Origin of the sequence: Andreprevotia sp. IGB-42, from assembly GCF_009848685.1 — a bacterium.
Lineage (GTDB): Bacteria > Pseudomonadota > Gammaproteobacteria > Burkholderiales > Chitinibacteraceae > Andreprevotia.
The window spans coordinates 16,548-41,589 of sequence record NZ_WXTX01000015.1; the positions used below are offsets into that span (position 1 = coordinate 16,548).

Annotated in this window: 23 protein-coding genes; 7 read left to right on the forward strand and 16 right to left on the reverse strand. The window is 63.2% G+C overall.

Annotated features, from left to right (window positions below; translation table 11 throughout):
• Positions 1 to 107: 107 nt before the first annotated feature.
• From IGB42_RS18915 to IGB42_RS18930, 4 genes are all read right to left on the reverse strand, one after another.
• Positions 108 to 1,064 (reverse strand): beta-ketoacyl-ACP synthase III, encoded by a 957-nt coding sequence (locus tag IGB42_RS18915; protein ID WP_159674623.1) that lies wholly within the window; start codon positions 1,062 to 1,064, stop codon positions 108 to 110.
• Between the two features lie 30 nt (positions 1,065 to 1,094).
• Positions 1,095 to 2,150 (reverse strand): phosphate acyltransferase PlsX, encoded by a 1,056-nt coding sequence (gene plsX / locus IGB42_RS18920; RefSeq protein WP_159674625.1) that lies wholly within the window; start codon positions 2,148 to 2,150, stop codon positions 1,095 to 1,097.
• Between the two features lie 86 nt (positions 2,151 to 2,236).
• The gene (rpmF, locus tag IGB42_RS18925; protein ID WP_159674627.1) at positions 2,237 to 2,416 is read right to left on the reverse strand and encodes a 50S ribosomal protein L32; all 180 of its coding nucleotides are present in this window, start codon (positions 2,414 to 2,416) and stop codon (positions 2,237 to 2,239) included.
• A gap of 35 nt (positions 2,417 to 2,451) precedes the next feature.
• The gene (locus IGB42_RS18930; RefSeq protein ID WP_159674629.1) at positions 2,452 to 2,877 is read right to left on the reverse strand and encodes a DUF177 domain-containing protein; all 426 of its coding nucleotides are present in this window, start codon (positions 2,875 to 2,877) and stop codon (positions 2,452 to 2,454) included.
• A gap of 200 nt (positions 2,878 to 3,077) precedes the next feature.
• On the opposite strand from IGB42_RS18930, the gene IGB42_RS18935 reads away from it, so the two are divergent.
• Complete coding sequence (locus tag IGB42_RS18935; RefSeq protein ID WP_159674631.1) at positions 3,078 to 3,692, forward strand: Maf family nucleotide pyrophosphatase; 615 nt, start codon at positions 3,078 to 3,080, stop codon at positions 3,690 to 3,692.
• 20 nt (positions 3,693 to 3,712) lie between these two features.
• Positions 3,713 to 4,429, forward strand: coding sequence for an SAM-dependent methyltransferase (locus IGB42_RS18940; RefSeq protein ID WP_159674633.1), 717 nt, complete (start codon positions 3,713 to 3,715; stop codon positions 4,427 to 4,429).
• Between the two features lie 70 nt (positions 4,430 to 4,499).
• On the opposite strand, the gene murJ is transcribed toward IGB42_RS18940, so the two are convergent.
• A complete protein-coding gene (gene murJ / locus IGB42_RS18945; RefSeq protein WP_159674635.1) occupies positions 4,500 to 6,035 on the reverse strand; it encodes a murein biosynthesis integral membrane protein MurJ in 1,536 nt (511 codons plus the stop codon).
• Between the two features lie 314 nt (positions 6,036 to 6,349).
• Here murJ and IGB42_RS18950 point away from each other — a divergent pair, with 314 nt between their 5' ends.
• Positions 6,350 to 7,195, forward strand: a complete 846-nt coding sequence (locus IGB42_RS18950) for a hypothetical protein (protein WP_159674637.1) — start codon at positions 6,350 to 6,352, stop codon at positions 7,193 to 7,195.
• A 93-nt stretch (positions 7,196 to 7,288) separates the two neighbouring features.
• Here IGB42_RS18950 and IGB42_RS18955 read toward each other — a convergent pair whose 3' ends face one another.
• From IGB42_RS18955 to IGB42_RS18965, 3 genes are read right to left on the reverse strand one after another with little or no spacing between them, the layout of a single operon-like run.
• On the reverse strand, positions 7,289 to 8,251 hold the full coding sequence (locus IGB42_RS18955; RefSeq protein ID WP_159674639.1) for a LysR family transcriptional regulator: 963 nt from the start codon (positions 8,249 to 8,251) through the stop codon (positions 7,289 to 7,291).
• 7 nt (positions 8,252 to 8,258) lie between these two features.
• Positions 8,259 to 9,728: an exodeoxyribonuclease I gene (sbcB, locus tag IGB42_RS18960; protein WP_236822645.1), complete on the reverse strand. Its 1,470-nt coding sequence runs from the start codon at positions 9,726 to 9,728 to the stop codon at positions 8,259 to 8,261.
• A 26-nt stretch (positions 9,729 to 9,754) separates the two neighbouring features.
• Entirely contained in the window at positions 9,755 to 10,051 is a 297-nt protein-coding gene (locus IGB42_RS18965) for a hypothetical protein (RefSeq protein ID WP_159674641.1), read from the reverse strand.
• Between the two features lie 497 nt (positions 10,052 to 10,548).
• Here IGB42_RS18965 and IGB42_RS18970 point away from each other — a divergent pair, with 497 nt between their 5' ends.
• From IGB42_RS18970 to IGB42_RS18985, 4 genes are all read left to right on the forward strand, one after another.
• Positions 10,549 to 12,237, forward strand: coding sequence for a multicopper oxidase family protein (locus IGB42_RS18970; protein ID WP_159674643.1), 1,689 nt, complete (start codon positions 10,549 to 10,551; stop codon positions 12,235 to 12,237).
• A 97-nt stretch (positions 12,238 to 12,334) separates the two neighbouring features.
• On the forward strand, positions 12,335 to 14,386 hold the full coding sequence (locus tag IGB42_RS18975; RefSeq protein ID WP_159674645.1) for a tyrosinase family protein: 2,052 nt from the start codon (positions 12,335 to 12,337) through the stop codon (positions 14,384 to 14,386).
• A gap of 18 nt (positions 14,387 to 14,404) precedes the next feature.
• On the forward strand, positions 14,405 to 17,098 hold the full coding sequence (locus tag IGB42_RS18980) for a LodA/GoxA family CTQ-dependent oxidase (protein WP_159674647.1): 2,694 nt from the start codon (positions 14,405 to 14,407) through the stop codon (positions 17,096 to 17,098).
• Between the two features lie 56 nt (positions 17,099 to 17,154).
• Complete coding sequence (locus IGB42_RS18985; RefSeq protein WP_159674649.1) at positions 17,155 to 18,285, forward strand: tryptophan 7-halogenase; 1,131 nt, start codon at positions 17,155 to 17,157, stop codon at positions 18,283 to 18,285.
• Between the two features lie 9 nt (positions 18,286 to 18,294).
• Here IGB42_RS18985 and IGB42_RS18990 read toward each other — a convergent pair whose 3' ends face one another.
• The 8 genes from IGB42_RS18990 to IGB42_RS19025 are packed head-to-tail and all read right to left on the reverse strand — an operon-like array spanning position 18,295 to position 25,040.
• Entirely contained in the window at positions 18,295 to 19,488 is a 1,194-nt protein-coding gene (locus tag IGB42_RS18990) for an ATP-binding protein (protein WP_159674651.1), read from the reverse strand.
• Positions 19,489 to 19,491: 3 nt separating this feature from the next.
• Positions 19,492 to 20,115 (reverse strand): chemotaxis protein CheC, encoded by a 624-nt coding sequence (locus IGB42_RS18995; RefSeq protein WP_159674653.1) that lies wholly within the window; start codon positions 20,113 to 20,115, stop codon positions 19,492 to 19,494.
• Between the two features lie 2 nt (positions 20,116 to 20,117).
• The gene (locus IGB42_RS19000; RefSeq protein ID WP_159674655.1) at positions 20,118 to 20,489 is read right to left on the reverse strand and encodes a response regulator transcription factor; all 372 of its coding nucleotides are present in this window, start codon (positions 20,487 to 20,489) and stop codon (positions 20,118 to 20,120) included.
• A 47-nt stretch (positions 20,490 to 20,536) separates the two neighbouring features.
• Positions 20,537 to 20,794, reverse strand: a complete 258-nt coding sequence (locus IGB42_RS19005; RefSeq protein ID WP_159674657.1) for a hypothetical protein — start codon at positions 20,792 to 20,794, stop codon at positions 20,537 to 20,539.
• Positions 20,791 to 23,277, reverse strand: coding sequence for an ATP-binding protein (locus tag IGB42_RS19010; protein ID WP_159674659.1), 2,487 nt, complete (start codon positions 23,275 to 23,277; stop codon positions 20,791 to 20,793). The genes IGB42_RS19005 and IGB42_RS19010 overlap by 4 nt, the downstream gene beginning before the upstream one ends.
• A complete protein-coding gene (locus tag IGB42_RS19015) occupies positions 23,274 to 23,645 on the reverse strand; it encodes a response regulator (RefSeq protein WP_159674661.1) in 372 nt (123 codons plus the stop codon). Before IGB42_RS19015 ends, IGB42_RS19010 begins: the two co-directional genes overlap by 4 nt.
• Positions 23,642 to 24,493: a protein-glutamate O-methyltransferase CheR gene (locus tag IGB42_RS19020; protein WP_159674663.1), complete on the reverse strand. Its 852-nt coding sequence runs from the start codon at positions 24,491 to 24,493 to the stop codon at positions 23,642 to 23,644. The genes IGB42_RS19015 and IGB42_RS19020 overlap by 4 nt, the downstream gene beginning before the upstream one ends.
• Positions 24,486 to 25,040 (reverse strand): HEAT repeat domain-containing protein, encoded by a 555-nt coding sequence (locus tag IGB42_RS19025; RefSeq protein ID WP_159674665.1) that lies wholly within the window; start codon positions 25,038 to 25,040, stop codon positions 24,486 to 24,488. The genes IGB42_RS19020 and IGB42_RS19025 overlap by 8 nt, the downstream gene beginning before the upstream one ends.
• Positions 25,041 to 25,042: the final 2 nt, after the last annotated feature.

The following is a 25,042-nucleotide window of genomic DNA, read 5'->3' on the forward strand; positions in this document are numbered from 1 at the left end:
CCTTGCGGATTTGCCCATGCGGCAAATCTTGATACATGTGGATCACTGCGGGGGCGTCTGCGATGAGTGCAGACGCGGCAAAACGGCGCATTGCTGCGCCGTTCCGACTAAAACTTGACGAGCACGGAGCCCCAGGCAAAGCCACCACCAATCCCTTCCAGCAACAGGGTCTGGCCCGGCTTGATGCGGCCATCTTTCACGCCGGCATCCAGTGCCAGCGGAATCGACGCCGCCGAGGTATTGCCATGGCGGTCCACGGTAACGATCACCTGCTCCATCGGCAGATGCAAATGCTTGGCGGTGGATTCGATGATGCGCAGGTTGGCCTGGTGCGGCACCAGCCAGTCGACATCCGATTGCTGCAAGCCAGCAGCAGCCAGCGTTTTCTCCGCCACATCGGCGAGAGCGCGCACGGCAAACTTGAATACCGCGTTGCCTTCCATATAGATATACGGGTTGCCATCGATAGCCCCCTGCTTGACGCGACCCTCGGCCTTGAGGATGTTGCTGTAGCGGCCGTCAGCATGCAGCTGGGTAGCCAGGATGCCCGGCTCTTCCGATGCGCGCAGCACCACGGCGCCGGCGCCATCGCCGAACAGCACGCAAGTGGCGCGGTCATCCCAGTTGATCAGGTTGGTGAGCTTTTCCGCGCCCACCACCACTGCACACCTGGCGATACCGCTCTGGATCATTGCATTGGCCGTTGCCAGTGCGTAGATGAAGCCGGCACACACGGCCTGTACGTCAAAGGCCGGGAACCCATGCACACCCAGCTTTTCCTGCAGCAGGCAGGCAGTGGACGGGAAAATATTGTCCGGCGTGGTGGTGGCAACGATCAGCAGATCGACTTCTTCAAGCGCTACACCACCCGCTTCCAGCGCGCGCGTGACCGCATGCAGCGCCATGTCGGAGGTTTTTTCGTCATCCGCGGCCACGTGGCGGGCGCGGATACCGGTACGCGAGGCAATCCATTCATCGCTGGTGTCCACGCGGGTGGCCAGCTCGGCATTGGTGAGGATTTTTTCCGGCAGGTAGGAGCCGGTTCCGACGATACGCGCGTACATGGCGTCTCTCTTTTCTGATTAGTTCTGCTGCTAGGGGGCGACGGCAGCCGTGCTGGCATCGGGCCGGGCGGCCAGATCGGCAAGCTGCCCGCTCACCTCTTCGGTAATACGCTGGATCAGCCCCGATTGTGCCTCGGTCACTGCCTGCTTGAGTGCCCAGTAGAACGCCATCTGGTCTGCACCGCCGTGGCTTTTTACCACAATCCCTTTCAGGCCCAATAGCGATGCGCCATTGTAGCGGCGTGGATCCACGCGCTTCTTGAAGTGGCTGAGCACCGGCCAGGCCAGCGCCGCCAGCAATTTGGTCCACCAGGTACGGGTGAATTCCTCACGCAGGAACTCGGCCAGCATCTTGGCGAGGCCCTCGGTGGTTTTCAGCGCCACGTTGCCGGTAAAGCCATCGGCAACGATCACATCGACAGTACCGGTAAAGAGCTCGTTGCCTTCCACATTGCCATGGAAGTTGAGCTTGCTGGCACGCAGCAGCTCGGCCGCCGCCTTCACCGATTCATTGCCCTTGATTTCTTCAGAGCCGATGTTCAGCAAACCCACGCTGGGCCGGTCCTTGTGCTGCACCGCAGAGACCAGCGATGCGCCCATGATGCCGAATTGCAGCAACTGCTCCGGCGTGCAATCGACATTGGCACCCAGATCCAGCACACAGGTTTCGCCACCGGTGGCGGTCGGCATCATCTTGGCGATGGCCGGGCGCTCCACCCCTTCGATGGTCTTGAGCACGAAACGGGCCGTCGCCATCAGTGCGCCGGTATTGCCGGCGGATACACAGGCATTGGCCTCGCCCGATTTCACCAGGTTGATGGCCACGCGCATCGAAGAATCTTTCTTGTTCTTCAACGCCGACTGTGGCGATTCGTCCATCGTGACGATCTCGGTGGCCGGATGGATGCGCAGGCGCGGGCCGATGCCGGCCTTGCGTGCACGCAGTTCGGTCTCCAGCGCATCGGGCAGGCCGACGAGCACGACGTTCACATCCGGATGGCGGTCAAGGAAACGCAGGACGGCAGGCACGGTAACGTGCGCGCCGTGGTCTCCGCCCATCGCGTCAACGGCTACGGTAATGTCCATGGGGTTCCAGAATGGCGAACGGCGCAAGCGAGGTTGCCCGCTTGCGCCGTTTTCATAACCAATTGGTTATAAAGGCTTTTGACGAATTACTCGCCCTTGGCCTTGATCACGCGACGGCCTTTGTAGAAGCCATTCGGGGAAATGTGATGCGGGCGATGTGCTTCGCCGGTGTTCGGATCGATCGAGACTGCCGGGGCAGCCAGGAAGTCGTGGGCGCGATGCATGCCGCGCTTGGACGGGGATTTTTTATTCTGTTGAACAGCCATGTCAAAACTCCTTGAAAACCAGTACTTAAGTTCAATTATTCCGCTTTCCTGGTTTTCAAACCAGCCAGGACTGCAAACGGATTCGGTTTGTCTTGCAGGTTCTGCTCTTGCGGGGCATCGCATACTGCATGCGTGGGCGCAAAGGGCAAAGCCAGCAACAATTCATCTTCCAGCAAGGTTTCCACCGACATCGCCGGATCGATCACCAGAGTGTCGACATCCGGATCGAGCATTTCTGCATCGTCGGCAGTTGCCTCATCGGCAAACTGCGTAAAACGGGTATCCACGACAAAGGGCCAAGGCATGGGCTGCAAGCAGCGCTGGCAGGTCAACACCAGCTCACCCGTCAGGCTCACTTCCAGCCATGGGCGTTCCAGCTTGTCCACACCACCCTTGAGGCGCCAGACCATATTACCTTCCGTGCCGACCAGCCGGTCACGCACGCGCGCAAGATCGGCCAAGGGCAAAGCCCCTTCAAGCACACCGCCCTCGCGGGCAAAATCGGCACTATGAATGACCGGCATATCCGTGTCTGAACCTGTTCTACACCCGGCACGACTTTTACTGAAAACAAGTCGGGACGAGTCGGAAACCGCGCATGATACAATCCGCGCCCAGCTGATGTCAAAGCTTTTTATCCGTAACCCCGTGGCGATTTCCCATGCAAAAACAACCGCTTCCCGCCGCAACGCCCCCGCAGCGCCAGTTGGTGCTGGCCTCCACCTCGCCCTACCGGCGCGAACTGCTGGCCCGGCTGGGCCTGCCTTTCGAAACCGCCAGCCCCGGCGTCGACGAAACCCCGCTAGCCGGCGAAACCGCGGCAGCCACCAGCGTGCGCCTGGCCATCGCCAAGGCACGGGCACTGGCCACCAGCCACCCGGGTGCACTGCTGATCGGCTCCGACCAGGTGGCGCTGCTCGATGGCGCGCAACTGGGCAAACCCGGCACGCATGCGCGCGCAGTGCTGCAGCTGCAGGCCATGCGCGGCAAGACGGTGCAGTTCCATACCGCGCTGGCGCTGCACGACGCACACAGCGGCCATACGCAATCTGCGGTGGACGTCACCAATGTGACCATGCGTGAGTACAGCGATGCGCAGATCGAACATTATCTGCAGCGCGATCAACCCTACGATTGCGCCGGCAGCGCCAAGGTGGAAGCACTGGGCATTGCCATGATCGCCCGCGTGGCCAGCAGCGACCCCACCGCGCTGATCGGCCTGCCGCTGATTGCGCTGGTGGGCATGCTGGATCAGGCCGGCCTGCCGGTTTTATAAGCGAGCAAGAGAACAATGACATGACGACCAAGGGCACCCTGTACCTGATCCCCGTACCGCTGGGGGAAGACACGCTGGCATCCGTATTGCCGGCCGACGTGATCGCTACCGCGCAAAAGCTGACTCACTTCATCGTGGAAGCACCCAAAACCGCACGCGCCATGCTCAAGATCATCGGCACCCCGCACGAGCTGCGCACGCTGTGGATGGAAGAACTGAACGAACACACCAGGGACGCCGCGCTGGAAGCGCTGCTGGCACCGCTACTGGCTGGCCACGATGTGGGCCTGATGTCCGAAGCCGGTTGCCCCGGCGTGGCCGACCCCGGTGCCAACCTGGTGAAGCTGGCGCACGCGCGCGGCATCCGCGTGGCGCCGCTGGTGGGGCCGTCGAGCATACTGCTGGCGCTGATGGCCGCTGGCGCCAATGGCCAGAAATTCCGCTTCAACGGCTACCTGCCCACGCAGGACGCCGGCCGTATCGAGGCCATCCGCAAGCTGGAGCTGGAATCACGCAAGCAACAGCAGGCAGAGCTGTTCATCGAAACGCCCTACCGCAACGGCGCGCTGTTCGATGCACTGCTGGCCACGCTGGCACCGGGCAGCCAGCTGACCGTGGCCTGCGACATCACCACCACCAGCGAATACATCCTCAGCCAGAGCGTAGCCGCATGGCGCAAGGGCGCCAAGCCAGACCTGCACAAGCGCCCGACGGTATTCGTGCTGTACGCGGCCTGATCAGCGCCCACATACGCTCAGGCCGGCTGCATGATCCGGCAGCGCCAAGCCATGGCGCTGCCGCTGACGGCTATGCAGCGCGGCGCGAGAAATCGGCCAGCCTGAAACCCAGCGCGAACAGCGTACCGAAGTAGGCGGCAAGGCCTGCCGCCACCACCACCGCCAGGCGCAGCAAACGCATCACCATCAGCCCCTGATCCCAGGCCGGCATCACATGCAGGATGCCGAACAGCACCGCAGACATCACCACCACCGCAACCACCAGCTTCAGCAGAAATGGGGTCCAGCCCGGCTGCGGCTGGAATACACCCTGCTTGCGCAGCTTCCAGTACAGCAGCCCGGCATTGGCGCACGACGCCAGGCCGATCGACAACGCCAGGCCGGCGTGCTTGAGCGGGCCGATGAAAGCCAGGTTCATCAACTGGGTAAGCACCAGCGTGAAGATGGCGATTTTCACCGGCGTGCGCAGGTTCTGCCGCGCATAGAAGCCCGGCGCCAGCACCTTCACCAGCAAGAAGCCCGACAGGCCCACCGTATACGCCAGCAATGCGTACTGGGTTTTCAGCGTGTCATCGGTATGGAAAGCGCCGTACTGCAGCAAGGAGGCAATCAGCGGGCCGGACAGGATGGCCAGCGCCGCCGATGCAGGTAGCGCCATCATCAGGCATAGCCGCAAGCCCCAGTCCAGCAGCCGCGAGTACTCGGCGTGGTCTTTGTTGGCAAAGGTCTTGGAAAGCGATGGCAACAGGATGGTGCCGAGCGCCACGCCGAGCAGGCCATTGGGAAACTCCATCAGGCGATCGGCGTAGTTCATCCACGAGATCGACCCGGCCGGCAGGTAGGAGGCAAAGCTCAGGTTGATCAGCAGCGAGATTTGCGCAACCGATACCCCGAGGATGGCCGGGCCCATCTGCCGCATCACCCGCCACACCCCCGCATCTTTCCAGCGCAGCCGTGGCAGCACCAGCATGCCGATCTGCTTCAGGTACGGTAGTTGCCACGCCAGTTGCAGGATGCCCCCTGCCAGCACGCCCCACGCCAGCGCCATGATGGGCGGGTTGCAATAGGGCGAGACGAACAGCGCAAACACGATCATCGACACATTGAGCAAGGTGGGCACGAACGCCGGCACCGAGAAACGGTTCCAGGTATTGAGCACCGCGCCAGCCAGCGACGAGAGCGAAATCAGGAAGATGTACGGAAAAACGATGCGCAGCATGTGCGCAGTCAGGTCGAACCGCGCCGGATCATCACGGAAGCCCGATGCGGTAATCCACACCAGCACCGGCGCCGCCAGCACGCCCAACAAGGTCACCAGCGCCAGGATCAGCGTCAGCATGCCGGATACGTAGGCAATGAAGGTGCGCGTGGCCTCCTCGCCCTGCTGGGTTTTGTATTCGGCCAGGATGGGCACGAAGGCTTGCGAGAACGCCCCCTCGGCAAAAATGCGCCGCAGCAGGTTGGGCAGGCGGAATGCGGTGAAGAATGCGTCGGTAGCGACGCTGGCGCCAAAGTAGCGCGCCACGATGGCCTCGCGCGCAAAGCCGAGGATGCGGGACACCAGCGTCATCGAACTGACGGCGGCCAGGGAGCGGAGCAGATTCATGGCGGCAGGATAACTGCTAATGCGGCGGCTGGGCAGCCGCCCGGGCGCGCAAATGCCCTGCCGCACCGGGTATTTTTCCCGGTTAGCCCGGCTGGCACCAACGCCTGCCGGGCGCGATAGCGCCATTCATACCCGCTTGCTGCCTGGCCTTTTTGCTGCAACCTGGCTCTCATCACCCGCGTCTTCCACATGCGTTACACGCGGCAAGTGAAAGAAAACATCCACGTAATGTGTTGATTTGAAGCAGTAAAGAACTGCTTCATCCGCTCCGGCTGCAAGGCCGGGCATGTTCAACCCGATCAGGATGAAAACCCATGCTACGCAAGCTCGTTCTCAGTGTTGCCCTGTTGCTGACCGCCGTTGCCGCACAGGCCACCACATCGCTGCAGTTCAAAAGCGAACCCGGCGACTATATCGGCCAGGGCAAGAATGCCACCTGGCAGGAAACGGATGGCACCTTCACCATCAACAAGAACTTCGACAAGGGGGTCAGCGTCAGCTTCAACGGCGGCACTGCCTGGTGGTCACTCGATTTTGCTGCACCGGGCGAGGTTCCGCTGCTGGTGCAGGCGTATGAAGAGGCGCAACGTTTTCCATTCCAGAGCATCACCAAGCCGGGGCTCAATGTCAGCGGTAGCGGCCGCGGCTGCAATACGGTCACTGGCCGTTTCGACGTACTCGAACTGACCTACAAGACCAATGGCGATATCGACCGTTTTGCCGCCAATTTCGAGCAGCATTGCGAGGGCGCCAATGCCGCGCTCAAGGGCACCGTGCTCTACAACAGCACGCTCAGTGGCGTGCAGCCCCCGAAAATCACCGTCACCGCCAACGGTAGCGACAAGCCGCTCTACGTGAACGTGGGCCAGAGCATCACCGTCAACGTGAAGGTGGAAGCCAACAGCAAGAAGAATGCGCTGGTGGAGCGCTGGGCCGGTTTTGTCGGCACCAAGGGCGCGCAGTGGTTCAACGGCAGCGGCTGGAGCTACAGCAGCAATCCGATGCTGGCCGCCGTGGATTACCTGCAGGACGGCACGTTCAACTACCAGATCACCCCGACTGCCGCCGGCGCCCATGTTTTCGAATACGGTGTCGATGAAGGTGCCAACCATGCGTTCGATGCGCAGTACCTGAACCAGTTGCTGATCATCGCCCGCTAAACCCGGGCAGGCAGCAGGTAGCAACAAGGGCGGCCCGCGGGCCGCCCTTGTCCGTAATACGATGCGCCGCTGTACGGCGCCGGGGTGCGGCAATCAGCTACCCAGCCGGTCCGCCCCGGCCAGCATGGGTGCCGCGCGGTTCAGCAGCACGATCTCGTCGCTGACCGAGACGTTTTCCGCCACGTCGCGGCACAACTGCAGGAACTCGAGCATGCCGGGGGTACGGAACTTCTGCTTGTGCACCACGAAGTGGAATTGCCGCGACAGGTCCAGCCCGTCCACATGGATCGGTACCAGGCTGCCACGGCGGAATGCATCCTTCAGCGCCAGCCGCGAAATGCAGCCGATACCCAGGCCGGATTCCACCGCGCGCTTGATCGCCTCGGTATGCTCCAGCTCCAAGCGGATATCCAGCTTCGACAACACATGGCGCATGGCGGCATCGAAGGTCTGCCGCGTGCCCGAGCCGGTTTCCCGCACGATCCATGGCACGCGCGTCAGCTCGGCCAGCGTGGCCTTGCCGGTTCTGGCCAGCGGATGCTCGGGCGCACAGAAAATCACCAGTTCATCGGCCACCCAATTTTCCACCTGCAGATCGGGGTGCTGGCAATCGCCCTCGATCAGGCCGAAATCCAGTTCAAAATGCGCCACCTGCTGCACCACGGTGGCGGTGTTATGTACCGCCATCTTGATATGGCTGGCCGGGTGGCGGCGCAGATACTCGCCCACCAGCAGCGTGGCAAGATAATTGCCGATGGTGAGCGTGGCACCGATGCGCAGGTGGCCAACGCCGGCTTCGCCATTGAGCGCGGCCTCCACTTCATCGGCGCGGTCTAGCAGCTCGATGGCCTTGGGCAGCAATTGCCGGCCCAGTTCGTTCAGTTGCAGCCGCTTGCCGAAGCGATCGAACAGCCGGATATCGAACTGCTTTTCCAGCTCGGCCAGCGCGGTGCTGGTGGCCGATTGCGACAGCCCCAGCTCCTCGGCCGCGCGGGATGCGCTTTCGTAACGGCCGACAGCGACGAACACTTCCAGTTGGCGCAGCGTGTATCTCACGGGGTTCTCAGTATTCCGGGGCGATCAGGTCGGCATAATCATACAGCGCGGCCAGTATGGCCTCGGCACGAGCATCGCCCGCCTCCCCTGCGGCCTCGGCCAGCGTATCGATCTGCTCGCTGTACGCTTCCAGCGTGGTATAGCCGTCACGACCTTCAAACAGCCGCTCGATGCGCAGTTGCTGCCAGCGCTGCTGTTCGGCCTCGGTCAGCGTGGCGGGGAAGTTGCGGGCGCGGTAGTTGAACAGCAGCTCACCCAGGCGCCGGTCAGCGAAATCAGGCCGCGCCTGCGCCAGTTGCTCCGGGCTCAGGCTGCGCACCCGTGCCAGCGTGCGGCGATCTTCGTTGCCGATGAAACCGCTGTACAGATCCTGATCCACGTCCTTGATCGGCGCCAGATCACGCTTGAACACCTCCGGCCACTTGCCAGCCAGATCAGGGCCGGCCTGCAATGCAGCCGCATGGCGTTCCGCCAATGCAAAATCGATGCCCCAGCGTTCGGCCTGCGCCGGCTGCAGCGTTTTCAGGTTGCCGATCACGATGGGTGATTTGTTGATATGGATGGTCTTGATCGGCAGGCGGCTGACGCCCTCGGGCAGGTCTGCCGCACGACTGAACATGCGCTCGCGGATGGCCGCCACATCCAGCGCAAACAGCTCGGCCGGATCGGATGCCAGATCCCACACGATCAGTTCGTTCTTGTTGCCGGGGTGCCAGCCCAGCGGGTACACCAGCGCCATGCAGCCGCGCTCGACACCGAACATGCCCGATACATGAATGAATGGTCGGGGGGCGCTGCCGATCTCCTTGAGCACCGCATCCTTCTTGCGCAAACCCAGGCAGAAATCGAACAACTTGGGCTGTGCATTGCGGATCAGCCTGGCCAGCGCGATGGTAGCGCGCACGTCCGACAGCGCATCGTGCGCGGCCTCGTGCGCCAAGCCATTGGCGCGGGTCAGGTGCTCCAACCGGAAGCTGGTTTTGCCCTCGTCGTTTTCCGGCCACACGATGCCATCGGGGCGCAGCGCCCAGGTGGTGCGCACCACGTCGAGGATATCCCAGCGGCCGCAATCGTTCTGCCACTCGCGCGCGTACGGGTCGATCAGGTTGCGCCAGAACAGGTGGCGGGTGACTTCATCATCGAAACGGATGGTGTTGTAGCCCACACCGATGGTGCCGGGGGCGGATAGCTCACGCTCGATCGCTTCAGCAAAGCGGAACTCGGGCACGCCCACGTCCAGGCAATGTTGCGGGGTGATGCCGGTGATCAGGCACGATTGCGGATCAGGTAACCAATCGTTGGTCGGCTGGCAGAATACTTCGACCGGAGCGCCGATCTCGTTCAGCTCGGCATCGGTACGGATGCCGGCAAACTGCGCGGGGCGGTCACGGCGCGGCACGACGCCGAAGGTTTCATAGTCGTGCCAGAGAAAGGTATGGGGCATGGGCTGGGCAGGGACGGCGGAATCAGCCGCCATTCTAGCAGCGCCGGCCCGCGCAACGATCAGGCTTTGATCGACACCACGTGTTCGGGCGCCGCGTCGTCCAGCCGGCGGCCAGTGCGGCGGCGCTCATGGCGTGCGCGGGTATCGAGCAATGCAGCCTGCCGGTACGCGCGGCGCTCCGGGCCACGGCGCTCACCACTGGCGCGCCGCTCGGTGCCATTCCATTGCTCGTTTGCTGCCGCGCGGGTTTGCACATCGGCATTGGCGGGTGGTTCGCGACGTTCGCCAGCCACCGAGGCGAGTACCTCCGGCACCTGCTGCCAGACAGTCTCGTGGAAAAATCGGGCCAGTTTCATTTCGTTTGCATCCGGGAATCATGGGCTTGGCCCTTGTATCGGCATTCCTGCAGCAAACTTGACCGCAATCCGGACGGCAATAATGCCAATCACCCGGCATGAAACTGACCGCCTGTCATGTTGCCTGCGGCCACTGCCACGCCGCCCCATCAGGCACCAGCAGACTCTCTTTGCAAGCCGTGGCGACACCGCGAGCGCTGTGTCCATCCGTACACCTCCGGGCATTTTTCAAATGCAAGCTTGCTTGTAACCCACATTACGTCTATTCATTTGTGTAAGTTATATGCCATTGGTCTAAATGATACGCCACAGAAAATGCGCGCACATCCTTTCACCAAAGCAAAGATCAATAGCAAGCCGCCCATTCCCATCGCCCTGCAGCCATTGCCAACACCTGGTGCAACCCGGCGTGCGCCGTGCTGCATTCATCGGTCCGGGCGGGCAATCCGTTTTTGATGGCGGCGGCAATGTCATCGCGCAAGCAGGAGACAACAAGCATGGTTTTCACCCGCAGGTTGCAGTTACCCGCACTGGCCGCGTTGCTGGCCATCACCGCCCCGCTGGCTTGGGCCGACGTGGCCGGCTGCGCATACAAGTCCATCGACATCGCCAAATATGGCCGGCAGGAGCTACTGAATCCGCCCAATATCAGCGCCCGCAATGGCGTGCTGAACACCGTGCTGGAAACCCGCTACACCGATCCCAAGACCATCAGCCTGGGCGGCTGCCCGCTCAAGCTGCGTACCTACAACGGCCAGCTGGTGGGGCCCACACTGCGCGCCAGGCCCGGCGACGTAATGGACATCCTGCTGAATAACCAGCTACCGAAGGAAACGCCCGACCAGGTCGAGGATCAGTTCCAGCACGAAGCGCAGAATGCCCACCTGAGCACCCGGCCGGCCTCGTACAACACCACCAACCTGCACACGCATGGCCTGCATGTATCGCCCACCGGCAACAGCGACAACGTGTTGCTGGCGATTGCACCGCAAAGCAGGTTTCCGTACGAGATCAAGCTGCCTGGCAACCACACTGCGGGCAGCTACTGGTACCACGCGCATACGCATGGCTCTACCGCCATCCAGGTGGGCAGCGGCATGGCTGGCGCACTGATCATCGACGACGACGAAGCCAAGATTCCCGCCGCGCTGCGCGAAGCCAACAAGCGCGAGAAAGTGATGGTGTTCCAGACCATCCTCTACGATACCGACGGCGAGCTGAACGACATCACCGCGCTGTTCCCCTCCCCCAGCAACCCCAAGCAATGCGTGGACAAGGGCAACCGCAAGACGTGGAGCTGTTCACTGCGCCGCGTCACCATCAACGGCCAGATCCTGCCGCGTATCCATATGCGCCCGGGCGAGGTACAGCGCTGGCGCATGATCGATACCGCCTTCCGCGAATCGCTCAATATCGGCCTGGAAGGCCATGCGCTGAACGAGATCGCGCTCGACGGCATCTATCTGGGCCGCATCGATACCTGGCCGGCTGGCGGCAGCAACGGCGTGGAGCTACAGCCGGGCTACCGCAGCGATGTGCTGGTGAAGGCCAGCACCAAGCCGGGCGTCTACAAGCTGCTGGACCTGGGCACGCCGGCATTCAAATCGGTGGCGCTGGTGAACGAGCCGCAGAACGTGCTGGCGGAAATCGTGGTCGAGGGCGAGCCGCTGGACATGGCGCTGCCCACGCAGGAAGAAATGGCCAGGCTGGCGCCGTTCCCCGGCGTGGACCTCACCACGCAGGCCAACGGCGTGCAGCAGGTGGCATTCAAGCTGGGGCAAGACCTGAAAACCGGCAAGAACTACTTCCAGGTCAACTACCAGGCATTCAGCCCGCAGCACATCCGTCAGGTAGGGCTGAACAATATCGACATGTGGTCGGTCACCACCGTGGGTGATCCGTCCGGCGTGCCCAACGGCATTCCGCCACTGCCGCATGTGTTCCATATCCATGTGAACCCGTTCCAGGTCAGCCAGGCCAGGCCGGGCGGCACCAATGCCATGGTGTGGAAAGACACCGTGGTGATCCCGGCCGGCACCACGGTCAACATGTACACGCGCTACCTCGACTACATCGGCAAGTTCGTCATGCACTGCCACATCCTCGATCACGAAGACCTCGGCATGATGGAAGTCGTCGAAGTCGTCGATGCCGCGGATGGCGTCACCAGCAGCCACCACCACTGAGTTCACCCCGGCCGGCGTTGCCCGGCCAGCCCAACCCGCCCTGGCCCGGCCTGCCTCTGCAGCGCCGGGCCAGCCGGCAGACCGTACGGAGTACAAGATGGGACACGATGACAAGCAAGCCGCCAGGGCACCGGCAGAAACGCGCCATGGCCGCTTTATCGCGATACTCGATGACGCCGTGACCGGCGCCGATTACCGGCCGGAACAGAAATTCTGGCATCTGCCGCTGGCAGAGCTGCTGGAATACAGCCTGTATGGCGTGCGGCTGATCGCAGCAGCGCGCCCCGCAGCCAGCGGCAGTTGCTGCCATGCGGCCACCACCTGTGCCGGCCGTGGTGATGAATCGGGCCTCATCAAGGGCTTGCGCGGCCTGCCACCTTTCGATGGCACGCGCTTTCCGCGCCTGCCTTGGGGTGGCCAGCCGGTGGCCGATACGGATATCCAGTTCATTGCCGACTGGATCGACGACGGCTGCCCGGCAGACCGCACGCTGGCCGATTATGCAGTGCCGGCCACCGCCGGCAAGGCCGGCCCGGTCACCGTGCAGCAGGAAGCGGTCAGCACCACCGCCACCACGCAGGTTTTCGAGATCTACGGCGGCGAAACCGCCAGCGCCCCCAGCAGTAGTGGTCTGAAGCAGCGCATGAACATCGATTGCCTGAGCCCGGCTCAGCTGGAACGGCTGCGTTATGCGTTCCGTGAAATGTATGCGCTCAACAAATGGGCGGAGGATGCACGCAGCTACAACAACCTGGCGCTGATCCACCAGAACCACTGCCAGCACGGCTGGGAGCGCTTCCTGACCTGGCACCGCGTCTACCTGTACGAATTCGAGCTGGCGATGCAGGAACACGCGCCCGAAGTCACCATGCCGTACTGGGACTGGACGATGCCGCAATACCGGCCGGAAAAGCCCGAAAGCGGCTGGATCATCCCGCCGGCGCTGCAATGCTTCCTGACGCCGGATTCGCTGGTCTTCCTTGCCCGCCACGGCATTCCTGCCGCAGGACTGGAACCACTGGTGGGGCAAACCTTTGCCAGCCAGAAGCGCTTTTTCGATGCGGTGGGCAAGGCCATCGGCGTGCGCTATACCAGCGGCGACTACCGCGAACGCTTCATCGATGCGCTGCTTGATGCCAACCCGCTGTGGTATCCGCTGCGCTACCCGGCCGAGTTCGGCAAGGGCACGATGAATACCGTCATCCACTACCACTACCCCACCGCGGCGGACATGCAGCAGATCCTGGCGCTACGCACCTTCCGCGATTTCGGTGGCGGTGGTGACTACAACGATGCGTTCGGCTTTCTCGATCAGAACCCGCATAACACCATGCATATCTGGACCGGTGGCATGAACCCGCAGTACGGCAGCGCCACCGAAGCCCCGGAAGACCGCAACAAGGGCGTGCAGGTAGCCGGGCGGCGTTTCCACAAGCGCTCCGACCTGTACAGCCAGCCGCAGTTCGGCGACATGTTCAGCAATCTCACCGCCGCCTACGATCCGGTGTTCTGGCCCATCCATGCCAATATCGACCGCACCTGGTGGGAATGGCAGCAGCACCACCCCGATTCGGCCCCGGCCGATCTGGATGCGGTGCTGACACCATGGAGCTACACCGCGCGCGATACGCTCGATGCATTCCGCTTCGGCTACGAATACGTGCGTGGCTCCTACCTGGTGCCGGTGGGTCTTGCATCCGCAGTGGGTCGCTTCGTTTCCAGGCCGATCGCCGTGGCCAAGCCGGTGCGCAGTGCATTCAACCATGCCGAAGTGCGCCTGCACCGCGTGCCGCAGCTGCCGCGCTCGTGCTTTGTGCGGGTGTTCCTCAACCTGCCGGACGCCAACGCGGAAACGCCGCTGGATCACCCCAACTACGCAGGCTACCTCGCCATTTTCGGCCATGGCCCGTGCTACGGCGGCCCCGGCCATTGCGACATCCCCCCGCCGCGCCGCCCGGGTATCGATACCCGCCCGCGCCACCACAATGCCCCGCGCAATCACCGCATCGACGTCACCGCCGCCGCGCAGAAACTGCTGGCAGCCGGTGCGGATGCGCTGCAGATCACGCTGGTGGTGATCGGCGCAGATTACCGGGAAGAAAAAGAACTGCTGCGGCTGGAAGGGCTTTCACTGGCCTTCATGGACTGAACCGAGACCGAGGACGACATGAATCACGATACCCCAAGCTACCGCATCCACCCCGGCATCGGCATTGCCCGCCTGGGCGACAGCCCGGATGCGTTCTGCATCTCGCCGGAGAAACCCGCCGCACTGCCGCTCGATTGCGATGCCGCCGGCAACCCGCTGTATACGCCGGATGGCACCACCGAGCGCACCGTCACCACCTTCAAGGATGCCGAAGGCCGCGTCAAGCGCCAGGCGGCGCGCTTCCAGCTGTATGTGTACGACGATGAAAACCCGCAGGGGCGCCGGCTGAAGATCGGCGACAAGATCCGCGGTGGCGGCAATGAAGGCACGCTGATCGATATCGAGTGGCGCGTGTATGTGGCCAACAAGAAGGCGGTCTGGTACGAATTCAACAGCCTGCAGGGCGAGCACGGCTATCAGGACAACGACCCCAATCAGCCGCGCCGCAATGCGGACATCACCGGCGATACCGCGCGCCAGCAGCTGATCATCGATCCGGGCCCGCAGATCGTCAACACCAGCAAACGCCGCAGCGCCACCATGGACCGCAACCGGGGCGACCAGTACTCGCCTACCTTTCCGCCACCGCTGACGCCGAACAACATCGACACGCTGGGCGAGCTGCGCACCGATGACAGCGGCCGCCTGCTGGTACTGGGCGGGCACGGCAATTCGGGCAGCTTCAAGGATGGCTTCGGCCACCCGCGCATCGACACCTACGCCAACAACGACGGCTGGTTCGACGATACCTCGGACGGGCCGGTGATGGCGCGGCTGGTGATGTATTCGGAGAACGTCGGGCGCACCCGCTATATCGACGTGGAAGCCCCCGCCTGGGTGATCGTCGGCTACCCGGCGTATGTGCCGGAAGTGCTGGACATGATCACCATGGACGACGTGGTGTACGACATGGGCATCCGCCAGTTTGCCACCCGGCCGGATCTGTACGGCCAGCCCGGCAGTTACGACAAGCCGGTGCACATCCCCCCCAACGATGTGGCGGCGCTGGCGCACTGGCAGGCCGGCAAGCGCGAATGGAACCGCGATCATTACCCGTGGTTTTACCGCGACGTGTGGCCGATCCTGTTCCGCGCCGACGAAATGACCCACCTGACCAATGTGCTGGAGCAATCCAACTATCCGCACAACCAGACCGCACGCGGCAATTTCGACCCGGACAAACTCTCGCAGCCGCCACAGGTCAACCAGCGCGCGGTCGAGCGCGACCAGGCGCAGGCGGTGCAGCGCAATGCATCCGGCGAACTGCTGCTCGATGCACTGGAGCCCGCACTGACCCGGCTGGAGCACGGCGGGCAATCGCTGGTGGAGGTACTGGATAAACCGCTGCCCGGCCCCAAGGGCAGCGCGGCCGAAGTACTCAAGGCAGCCGTCGCGCAATTTGCAGCCAAGGTCTCCCCGATCGTGGCCGGTGAAACCCCGGCCAGCTACCTGCTGCGCTGGAAGGCTGCATATACGGTGAGCGAAGGCGGCGGCAACGAGGCAGCACGCCAGGCGCTGGACAAGGTCATTGCCAAGCTGCTGGCCAAGCTCAAGGCAGCGGCAGAGCCGGTCGCCGCGCTCAAGCTGCTGGCACGGCGGGACGACCCGCTAATCACCGATCAGGGCGTGCCGGAAGACCAGAGCATCGAGTTGGCGGTGGAACGCGTGCTGAAGGAATTCGCAAACGGCAAGCTGCTGGCAACGCGCTTCCAGAAAATCATCGCCGACCGCACGTTCGATCCGTGTCGCCCCAGCCGCACCTTCCTGTTCGACCTGTTGCGCCAGCCGGGCGAGGAAAACGAATTCCGCCTGGATGCGCGCCCCAACAGCCGCGTGTACAACCTGCCGCTGATGCCGCTGCTGGCAGGCGACAACCCCATCAACAACATCACGCCATCCAAGTTCCTGCGGCTGACCGATTACCAGCTGTTCCTGTTGCGGCAATGGGCGCAGGGCAAGTTCTACAACGAGGTGGAGCAGGGCTGGGTACCGGCCGGCAGTGTCGACCCGTGGCAGCCGTATGCCAACTGGCAAAACCGCACCGGCCAGCAGCTCGATCAGGGCGTGCTCAGCAATGTGTTGGGCGGCGCGTTCTGCCCCGGGGGCGAAGTGGGCTGGATCATGCGCAACCCGTCCATCTACCTGCACCCGTACCGCATCAAGGCCGACCCGGATTTCTGCAACTTCCAGCAGACCGCCGCAGAAGCCAACCAGCGCCAGTTGCCGGAAGAAAGCTATCTGTCGGTCAGCGTGGATGACCTCAGCCAGGACAGCAATTACCAGCGTGGCATGCAGCCGGGCGATCTCACCAAATCGATGGGGCTGCCGTGGCAATCGGACTTCAACGAATGCACTACGCAGATGATCGACGTCACCTACCCACTGTGGAACAGCATCGACCCGGCGGCCGAGCACGATGTGCGCATGAAGCTGGGCCAGCAAAGCTGGGAAACCCTGTGGTGGCCGGCGCACCGGCCGTTGCAGACCTACGAGGTGGTGAGCGTGGGCAGCGATGGCTCGCCCAATTACCAGTTTTTGCAGTGGGCACGCGGCATACCGCAAACCAATGCGGGCGATCTGAAAATGGTGACGGAATGGTCAAGGCTGGGCTTCGTGGTGCGCAACCCCTACCTGACCGCACAGCAGCTGGACCAGCCTTCGCCCGACTACAAGTACATCAGCGTGGAGCGCACCCCGGCGGACAAGCCATGAGCTACCAGCCCCGGGATGTGGGGGCCGGCAAGCAGCGCCCCCGCAGGGCCTGAAGCATGCACCGCTGCGATGTGCTCATCATCGGCGCCGGCCCGGCCGGCAGCGCCACCGCGCTGGCGCTGCATGCGCACGCGCCGGCGCTGCGCGTGACCATGCTGGGTGGCGGGCAGCCGCAAGTACGCCCGGTAGGGGAAGTATTGCCGGCACTGGCGCGGTCACTACTGGCCCACCTGGGCGCATGGCCGGCTTTTGTGCAGGCAGTCTTCTTGCCGGTGCATGCGTCGGCAGCCGCCTGGGGCCAGCAACACGTGATCGAAAACCATTTCATCCACTCGGCGCGTGGCCATGGCTGGCATCTGGACCGCAACCGCTTCGATGCACTGCTGCAGGCACAAGCCGTAGCGGCAGGCACCAGCCTGCTGCCGGCACGCCGGCTGCAAACCGCCACGCGCACGCCCGCAGGGTGGCTGGTATTGCTCGATGACGGCAGCCAGCTTGCCGCGCGTTTCCTGGTGGACGCCAGCGGCCGCCAGGCAGTGCTGGCACGGCAGCTGGGCGTTGTGCGGCAACGGCCGGACAAACTCGCCGCGTATCTCGCCTATGTGCCCAACCTGCCCGGCAGCGATCCGCGCACGCTGATCGAGGCCCGCCCGGATGGCTGGTGGTACACCGCGCCGCTGCCCGGCGGCGAGCGGGTGATCGCCTGCCTGAGCGATGCCGATCTGGGCCGCCGCAGCGGCCTGCAGCAAACGCAGCACTGGCAGGCACGGCTGGCTGCCACGCGCTGGACGCATGCTGCAGCTGGCGACATCGCGCTGCATGCAGCCAGCATCGACGTGCGCCCGGCGGGCTCGGCCCGGCTGGAACACGCATGTGGTGATGGCTGGCTGGCAGCAGGTGATGCCGCCAGCAGTTTCGATCCGCTGTCGTCACAAGGCATCAGCAAGGCCTTGCGCAGCGGCATCTTTGCCGCATATGCGCTGGCAGACTGGCTGCTGGCTGCGGATAACAAGGGGCTGGCGCGCTATCGCGCGGTGATCGATGTGGAATTTGCCGACTACCTGCGGCTGCACGCACAGTACTACCAGCAGGAACAGCGCTGGGCGGATGCGCCATTCTGGCAGCGCCGTCACGCTGGCCGCGCCATCGCGGCGGGCACCCGGCAGCTCGGCGCGTCTGCAGCCTGATGGTGCCGGTCATTCCGCCTGCGACAGCGCCAGGCTCACGCTGATCTCCACGCCCCTGCCCGGTGCGCCCTGGATCTCGAAATAGCCACCGCGTGCCTCCACGCGGCTACGCATGCCGGCAAGGCCGTGGCTGCGCGGCTTGTGTACCGCATCAAGCTCCATGCCTTTGCCATCATCGCGGATGACGAGCCTGACGGTATGCTCATCTGCTTCCAGAATGATCTCGACGCATTGCGCCTCCGAGTACTTGGCGGCATTGTTCAATGCCTCCTGTGCCACGCGGAACAGCGTCAGCGACAGTTCTTCCGATAGCGGCAGGTCTTCCTCTACCGTCAGGCGCAATGTCCAGCCGCTGACCTCGGCCATCTCTTCGGCGGTATAGCGCAATGCCTCGGCCAGGCCGAACTGGGTGAGGATGGTCGGGCGCATGCCCTCGACGATGCGGCGCTTGGTCTGGATGCCTTCTTCCAGATAGCGCAATGCGCGCTGCAACTTGGCATGGATATCCGGGTGCGATCCGGCCAGCAACTTGGCGGAAGAAAAAACATCGATGCGCGCTGCGGTCAGGATGGAGCCCAGATCGTCATGCAGCTCGCGTGCCAGTGCGGTCTTTTCTTCTTCCGATACATCCTGCAGGTGCTTGGCCAACTCGTTGAGCTGCGCGGTGCGCTTGCGCACCTGGCTATCGAGCGTGTCGTTGTGGTTTTCCAGCTGCTTCATGATCTGCGCCTGCCGCTCCAGGCTTTCATTGAGCAACTGCGCCTGCACGCGCAGCGCGCTTTCGCGTGCAAACGCGGCAGAGACATCGGCAATCTGCAGCACGCACATGCGCGCCGTCATGTAGAACGACGAGATGGTGACAGTCTGGCGGATCTGCACCGGATCGGAGCGGAAAGGGTCTTCGTACAGCGGCAGCAGGTACTTGTTCAGCGAGCTCGACAGCAACGACGGCTGTCCCTGCGTGATCGCCTGGTCGATGGCAAAACGGATACGCGCCTGCGTGGTTTCCGGCCACAGGTCGAATAGCGATTTGCCCAGCGCCACATCCGCCACGATGCCCGAGCGTTTGGCCACCCAGTCGTTCCAGTGCACGATGCGGCCATCCTGCTCGAGGATGATCAGGCCCAGCGCCAGCGTGGACGACAACGACGAGAACGGTGGGCTGTTGAAGGCGATGGTCGGGTCAGGGCCGCTGCTTGTCATCGCTCAGCCCTGCGCGGCTTTTTCAATGAAACGGTCTATCCGTGCCAGCAAGGCCTGGAATGAAGACACGGTTTGCACGAAAGCCAGATGACCATTGATCGAGTGCTTTTCGACGGTGAAGTCGATCTGCAGCAGCAGCACCACGTCTTCTTCCGACTGCCTTGCGGCGTGGCTTTCGATGATGTCGCCGCACAAACCCGATTGCAGCACCGGCAGCGAAATCGAAAACTGCCCTTCCAGCAGATTGGTCACGGTGCCGATACACGCGTTGAGGATGATATTGCCGATCTCGGTCAGCGCTTCCCGTTCCAGCTCGGTTACCAGTTCGAGCTGCTGCGGGCTGCCCAGCATCAGGCGCACCAGGTCCATGCTGCGCGCCTGCGGCAGGATCAGGATGGCATCGGCGTGGAATTCGCCATCCAGCGTCTGCGTGATGCTGTAAACGCGCTGTTCCGGCCCGCCCAGCAAGCTGGACGCTTCGCTGCGCGGCACCATGCGGATCTGCGGAATGCTCAGCAATACTTCTTCGTTGACGATATTGCTCATCGCCTTGGCGGCCCGCCCCATGGCGATGTTGAACACCTCCGCCAGGGTTTCCCTTTGTAGATCGCTCAGTTGGTATCCCACGATCACAGCCCGGCCAGGATTTTGCGGATGCCTGCTTCGTTGATGGGTTTGTCCACCATGGCAACGAACAGGATGCCCAGCGATTGCACGCGCTGGCGCATGCTGTCCTGGATATTGGCGGTGACAATGGCAATGCGCGCTTGTGGATGGGCTTCGTGCAGCTTCACCGCTGCCTCCAGCCCGTCCATTTCCGGCATGTTCAGGTCCAGCGTGATCAGGTCCGGCGCGGCTTCAGCCGCACGCGCCAGTGCCTCGCTGCCATTGGCCGCCTCCACCACCGTCCAGTCCGGCTGCTGGCTCAACAACTGGTTTTTCACCATCATGCGCGAAACCGAGCTGTCGTCGACGATCAGTACACGTAGCTTGTCGCTCATCTTGCTTCCTTTTGTTATCGCCTTGTTATTGCCTTGGTATGGGCTTGTCATGGTTGCTGCCGTGCTGCCAGCAAGGGCTGCAGCCAGGCATGAATGAACGGGTCTTCTGCATCTGCCACCACCGCAGGTGCAAATTGCAGCAACAGCTGCAGTACAGCGGCGTGCAGATGCCGCACCGCGCGCAGATCGAGCACCACGCCGGCATGCTGCAGCGCAGCCAGCAATGCTTCCACGTCGTTGATGCCGCTGTTGCCCGACAGGGTTACGCGCACCGGTTGTGCCGCAGTATCGATATGTATGGTCATGCTGCGATCAGCTCCTGCATGTCCAGCACCAGCACCACCTCGCCGCTGCTGGACAGGGCCGAGCCGCTGTAAACCGGCATCTGTGCCAGCCCCCCTTCCAGCGGACGCACGATGGTATCGACGGTTTCGCCGATCGCATCGGCCTCCAGCAGGCAACGCCCGCCTGGCAGGTCCAGCGCGATCAGCTCCATGGTATGCCCACGCGGTAGCGATGGCATACCCAATAAATCACCCAGCCGCAGCAGCGGCAATACCTCTCCACGCCAGCCCAGCGTTTCCAGCTGTTTGAAGCGGCGGATCTGCCTGCTCTGGCAGCGGGCAATCTCGCCGATCTGCGCCACCGGCAGCGCAAACCACTGCTGCTGCTGGCGGATATGCAGGATGCGGCTCAGTGCCAGGCTCAGCGGCAAGCGCACCCTGAAGGTGGTGCCACGCTGCCATTCACTGTGTACCTGCACATCACCGCCGGCATTGCGCACCGCGTTGCGTACCGCATCCAGCCCCACGCCACGGCCGGATATTTCCGATACGCTGGCAGCGGTACTGAGCCCGGGCTGGAAAATCAGTTGCTGGATATCCAGCGCGCTCATCGTGGCCAGCGCGGCTTCGGTGTGCAGATTGCGCGCCGCCGCACGTTCCCGCACCTTCGCCACATCGATGCCGTGCCCGTCGTCCGCCACCTGCAGCAGCAACTGGTCGTGAACCACGCTGGCGCTGATCCGCACCGAGGCCACCGCCGGCTTGCCCAGTGCGGTGCGCGCCGCCGCCGGCTCCACGCCGTGGTCGAACGCGTTGCGCAGCAGGTGCACCAGCGGATCGTACAGCGCATCGACGATGCGCTTGTCCGCCACCACGTCTTCGCCTTCCAGCTGCAATTCCACCTGCTTGCCCAGGCTGGAGGCCAGATTGCGCCCCAGCTTGCGCAGCCGCTGGAACGGCAGCTGCAGCGATACCATGCGCATGCCGCGCATGGTGGCATGCAGCGTTTCAAGATGGCGCGACAACGCCGCAATCTGCGTTTTCAGCCCGGCATCACGCTCGTCCTGCACATGGCCCAGCAGCATGTTGCGTACGATCAGCAATTCTTCCACCTGTGCCACCGCGTGATCCAGCTGCGCCACCCCGATACGCAGCATATCAGTGGCTTTGGCCGGCTGCTGCAACGCGTCCTCAATGCTGGCCAGCGGCGTGGCCGGCGCCTGTTCACCCAGCAGTTGGCGGATGGCGTCCACCAGCTGTTGCCGGGCGGCTGGTGCATCGGCCTGCCAGTTGGCCAGCACCGGCAACGGTTGATTCAGGCGCTGCGCGCACAGCAAGGCCACGCGCTGCACCGATTGCAGCGCACTGGGTGCGCCATCGGCCAGCAGGATATTCAGTTGCTGCTGCAATACGGTACGGATGGCGGGTGGGATGGCAGGCGGCCCGGCCGGCAGCGTGGCTGCAGCACCATCGGTGGCGGCATCCGCCCCGGCAACGCCATGCTGCAGCGCCTGCAATACCGGCAGTATCCAGCGGCTGGCGTTAGCGGCCAGCAGGCTTTTCAGCCACGGCAGCGCATTGATCAGCTGTGGCTCCAGCACGGGGGTATCCAGCAGTGGCTCCAGCAACGCGCGCAACAAGGGGGTATGCGTTGCCGCATCCGCCTGCTGCAAGCCTTCGATCAACACTGCCAGCGCCTGGCTGGGCACGGTAGGCCCGGCTGGCAGTGCCAGCTGTGCCAGTGTCACCCCCCCCAGCTGCACACCGCTGGCATCCGCCAGCACCTGCTGCACACCGGCCTGCGGCGCAGTGCTGAGCAACCAGATATCCAGCTGGCACTCGAAAGGATCGAACGCTTCCTGCAGTGGTTCCACCTGTGGCTGCCGGGCGATATGCAGGCCGGCAAGGCCGGGCAGCTCCCGCACGAAAAACAGCGGGTCTTCGCCGGAGAAAAAGCAGCCTTTGCCGGGCCGGTAATGAATGGCCAGCACCTCATCCTGCTGCTGTGCCAGCGCGGCATCGAACGCGGCCAGCCGCTGTGCATCCGGCATCTGCGCCAGCCATGTGGCCGGCTGCGTGGCCGGCGCATCGGCGGCGGGCTGGTCACGTCGCATCGCGCCTTCCGGCAGCAGCATTTCGATATTGCCGGCCAGCAGCTGCGCCTGTTCTGCCGCGCTGTCCGGCATTACCTCGTGGCTGGCCACGTATTCCACCCAGTTGCCGATCACATCGAACGATTGTTGCAACTCGCCGGCAATCGCAGCACTGAAGTTCACTTCGCCATCGCGCAGCATCGCCAGCAGCGTTTCCGCAGCATGCGACAGCGCCAGCATGGGCTGGAAATCGAACAGCGAGCAATTGCCCTTGATGGTGTGCACCGCACGGAACAACTGGTTGAACAGGTCCGGCGTGGTTTCATCCCTTGCCAGCCGCTCCAGGTCGGCATCGATTCCCGCCAGCATCTCGCGGGATTCAACGATGAACTCGGTCAGCAGCGGGCTCACGCTTGCCCGCCTGTCAGCAGATCGGCATACATGCTCAGTGCTTCCGGTGCCACCGGCTTGAGCAGGCAGAGGTTGGCGCCGTGCTCGGCTGCCTGGCGCTCGTGACGGGCCAGTGCCTCGGTGGTGATGATGATCACCGGCGTGGCGGCCAGTGCTGGCTCCGCACGCAGTGCGGCCAGCAGCGAATAACCATCCATGCGCGGCATGTTGACGTCGGCCAGCACCAGGTCGGGGGCGTGCAGCAGCGCCTTTTCCAGCCCTTCCAGCCCGTTGGCCGCATCGGTCACCCGGTAGCCGGCAGCCTCCAGCACCTGGCGATGGTAATGCCTGACCGTAGCGGCATCATCGACGATCAGCACGTGTTTCATGCGTTCAGCCCTTTCTGGTAGACGATGGCATCCGGAAACTTGCGGACATTGAACAGCGACGAGATCCGGCTCATCGATTCGGAATGCCCCAGGCAGATGAAACCACCGGGGTTGAGGCTGTCGAACAGGTTGGCCGCGGCAAGCCGCCGCGACACATCGTCAAAATAGATCAGCAAATTGCGGCAGAACACCACGTCGATGGCGCCGATGGCCGCCACCTGCGCGGCATCGACGATATTCACGTGCGAGAACGCCACGCAATCGCGCACGTCGGCATCCAGCCGGTACCGCTCTTCACCGAACGGTTCAAAATAACGCTGGCGCAATGCAGCGGGCAATTGCTTGACCGCGCGCTCGCTAAAAATGCCTTCGCGCGCTGCAGCCAGTGCCTGCGTGTCAATATCGGAAGCCAGCAATTCCACATCGTGTGTTTCCAGCGCCGGCCAGTGGGTCATCAGGTATAACGCCAGCGAAAACGGTTCTTCGCCGGATGCGCACGGCATCGACCAGATGCGTATCGGCGCACCGTTCTTGCGGGCCAGCAGTTCCGGCAGCATCGACTGCACCAGGCAACGGAACTGGTATTCCTCGCGGAAGAAATACGATTCGTTCACCGTCATGATGTTGATCAGGTGTTCGATCTCGTTGCCGTTGCGCAATTGCATGAAGTAATCGCGGAACGAATCGAGGCCCAGCGCGGCAATGCGCTCGATCAGCCGGCGATCGACGAAATAGCGCCGCGACAGATCGAAATCGATGCCGGTCTTGCGATAGAAGTAATCGCGGAAGCGCTCGAAATCAGCATCGCTGAGCGTGATCTGCGACGCTGGCAGCGTGATATCAGTCATCACCGTCCAGGCGTGCCACGGCAGCATCCACCACTGCCGCCATGAACGGCGACTGCGGAAAACGCAGCTTGAGCGTTTTCAGCAGCGGCACATGGCTGCTGCTGCCCACTTCGCTGAGGATTTCCACTGCGGTGGCGCATACATTGATCTCGGTTTCATAGCCCAGCAGCCCGGCCAGCCAGTCGCCCAGCGCCGGATCACGGGCGTTTTCCAGGATGCTCAGCGCGTAGATGCGCAAGTTCACATCCGGATTGTTCAAGAGCCGTGCCGCCGGCAGCGAGGCCACGTCGTCCATGTCGCGCAGCGCATCCAGCAGCTCGTTGCGCAGCGTGACATCCGCAGCGGGCAACAGGCTGATCAGGTGCTCGGCAATATCAGCGTCGCCAGCGCGGATCAGCGTCAGCAGCATCGCTTCACGCTGTGCGCGATCGGCGGTGTGCGCCAGTTGCTCGGCCAGCCGGAACAGATCCTGCCCGGCGGGCACAGCCAGCACCGGTGGCAGGCTGGGGCTGCTTGTAGCGGATACGGCGGATTTCTTGAGCGGCAATG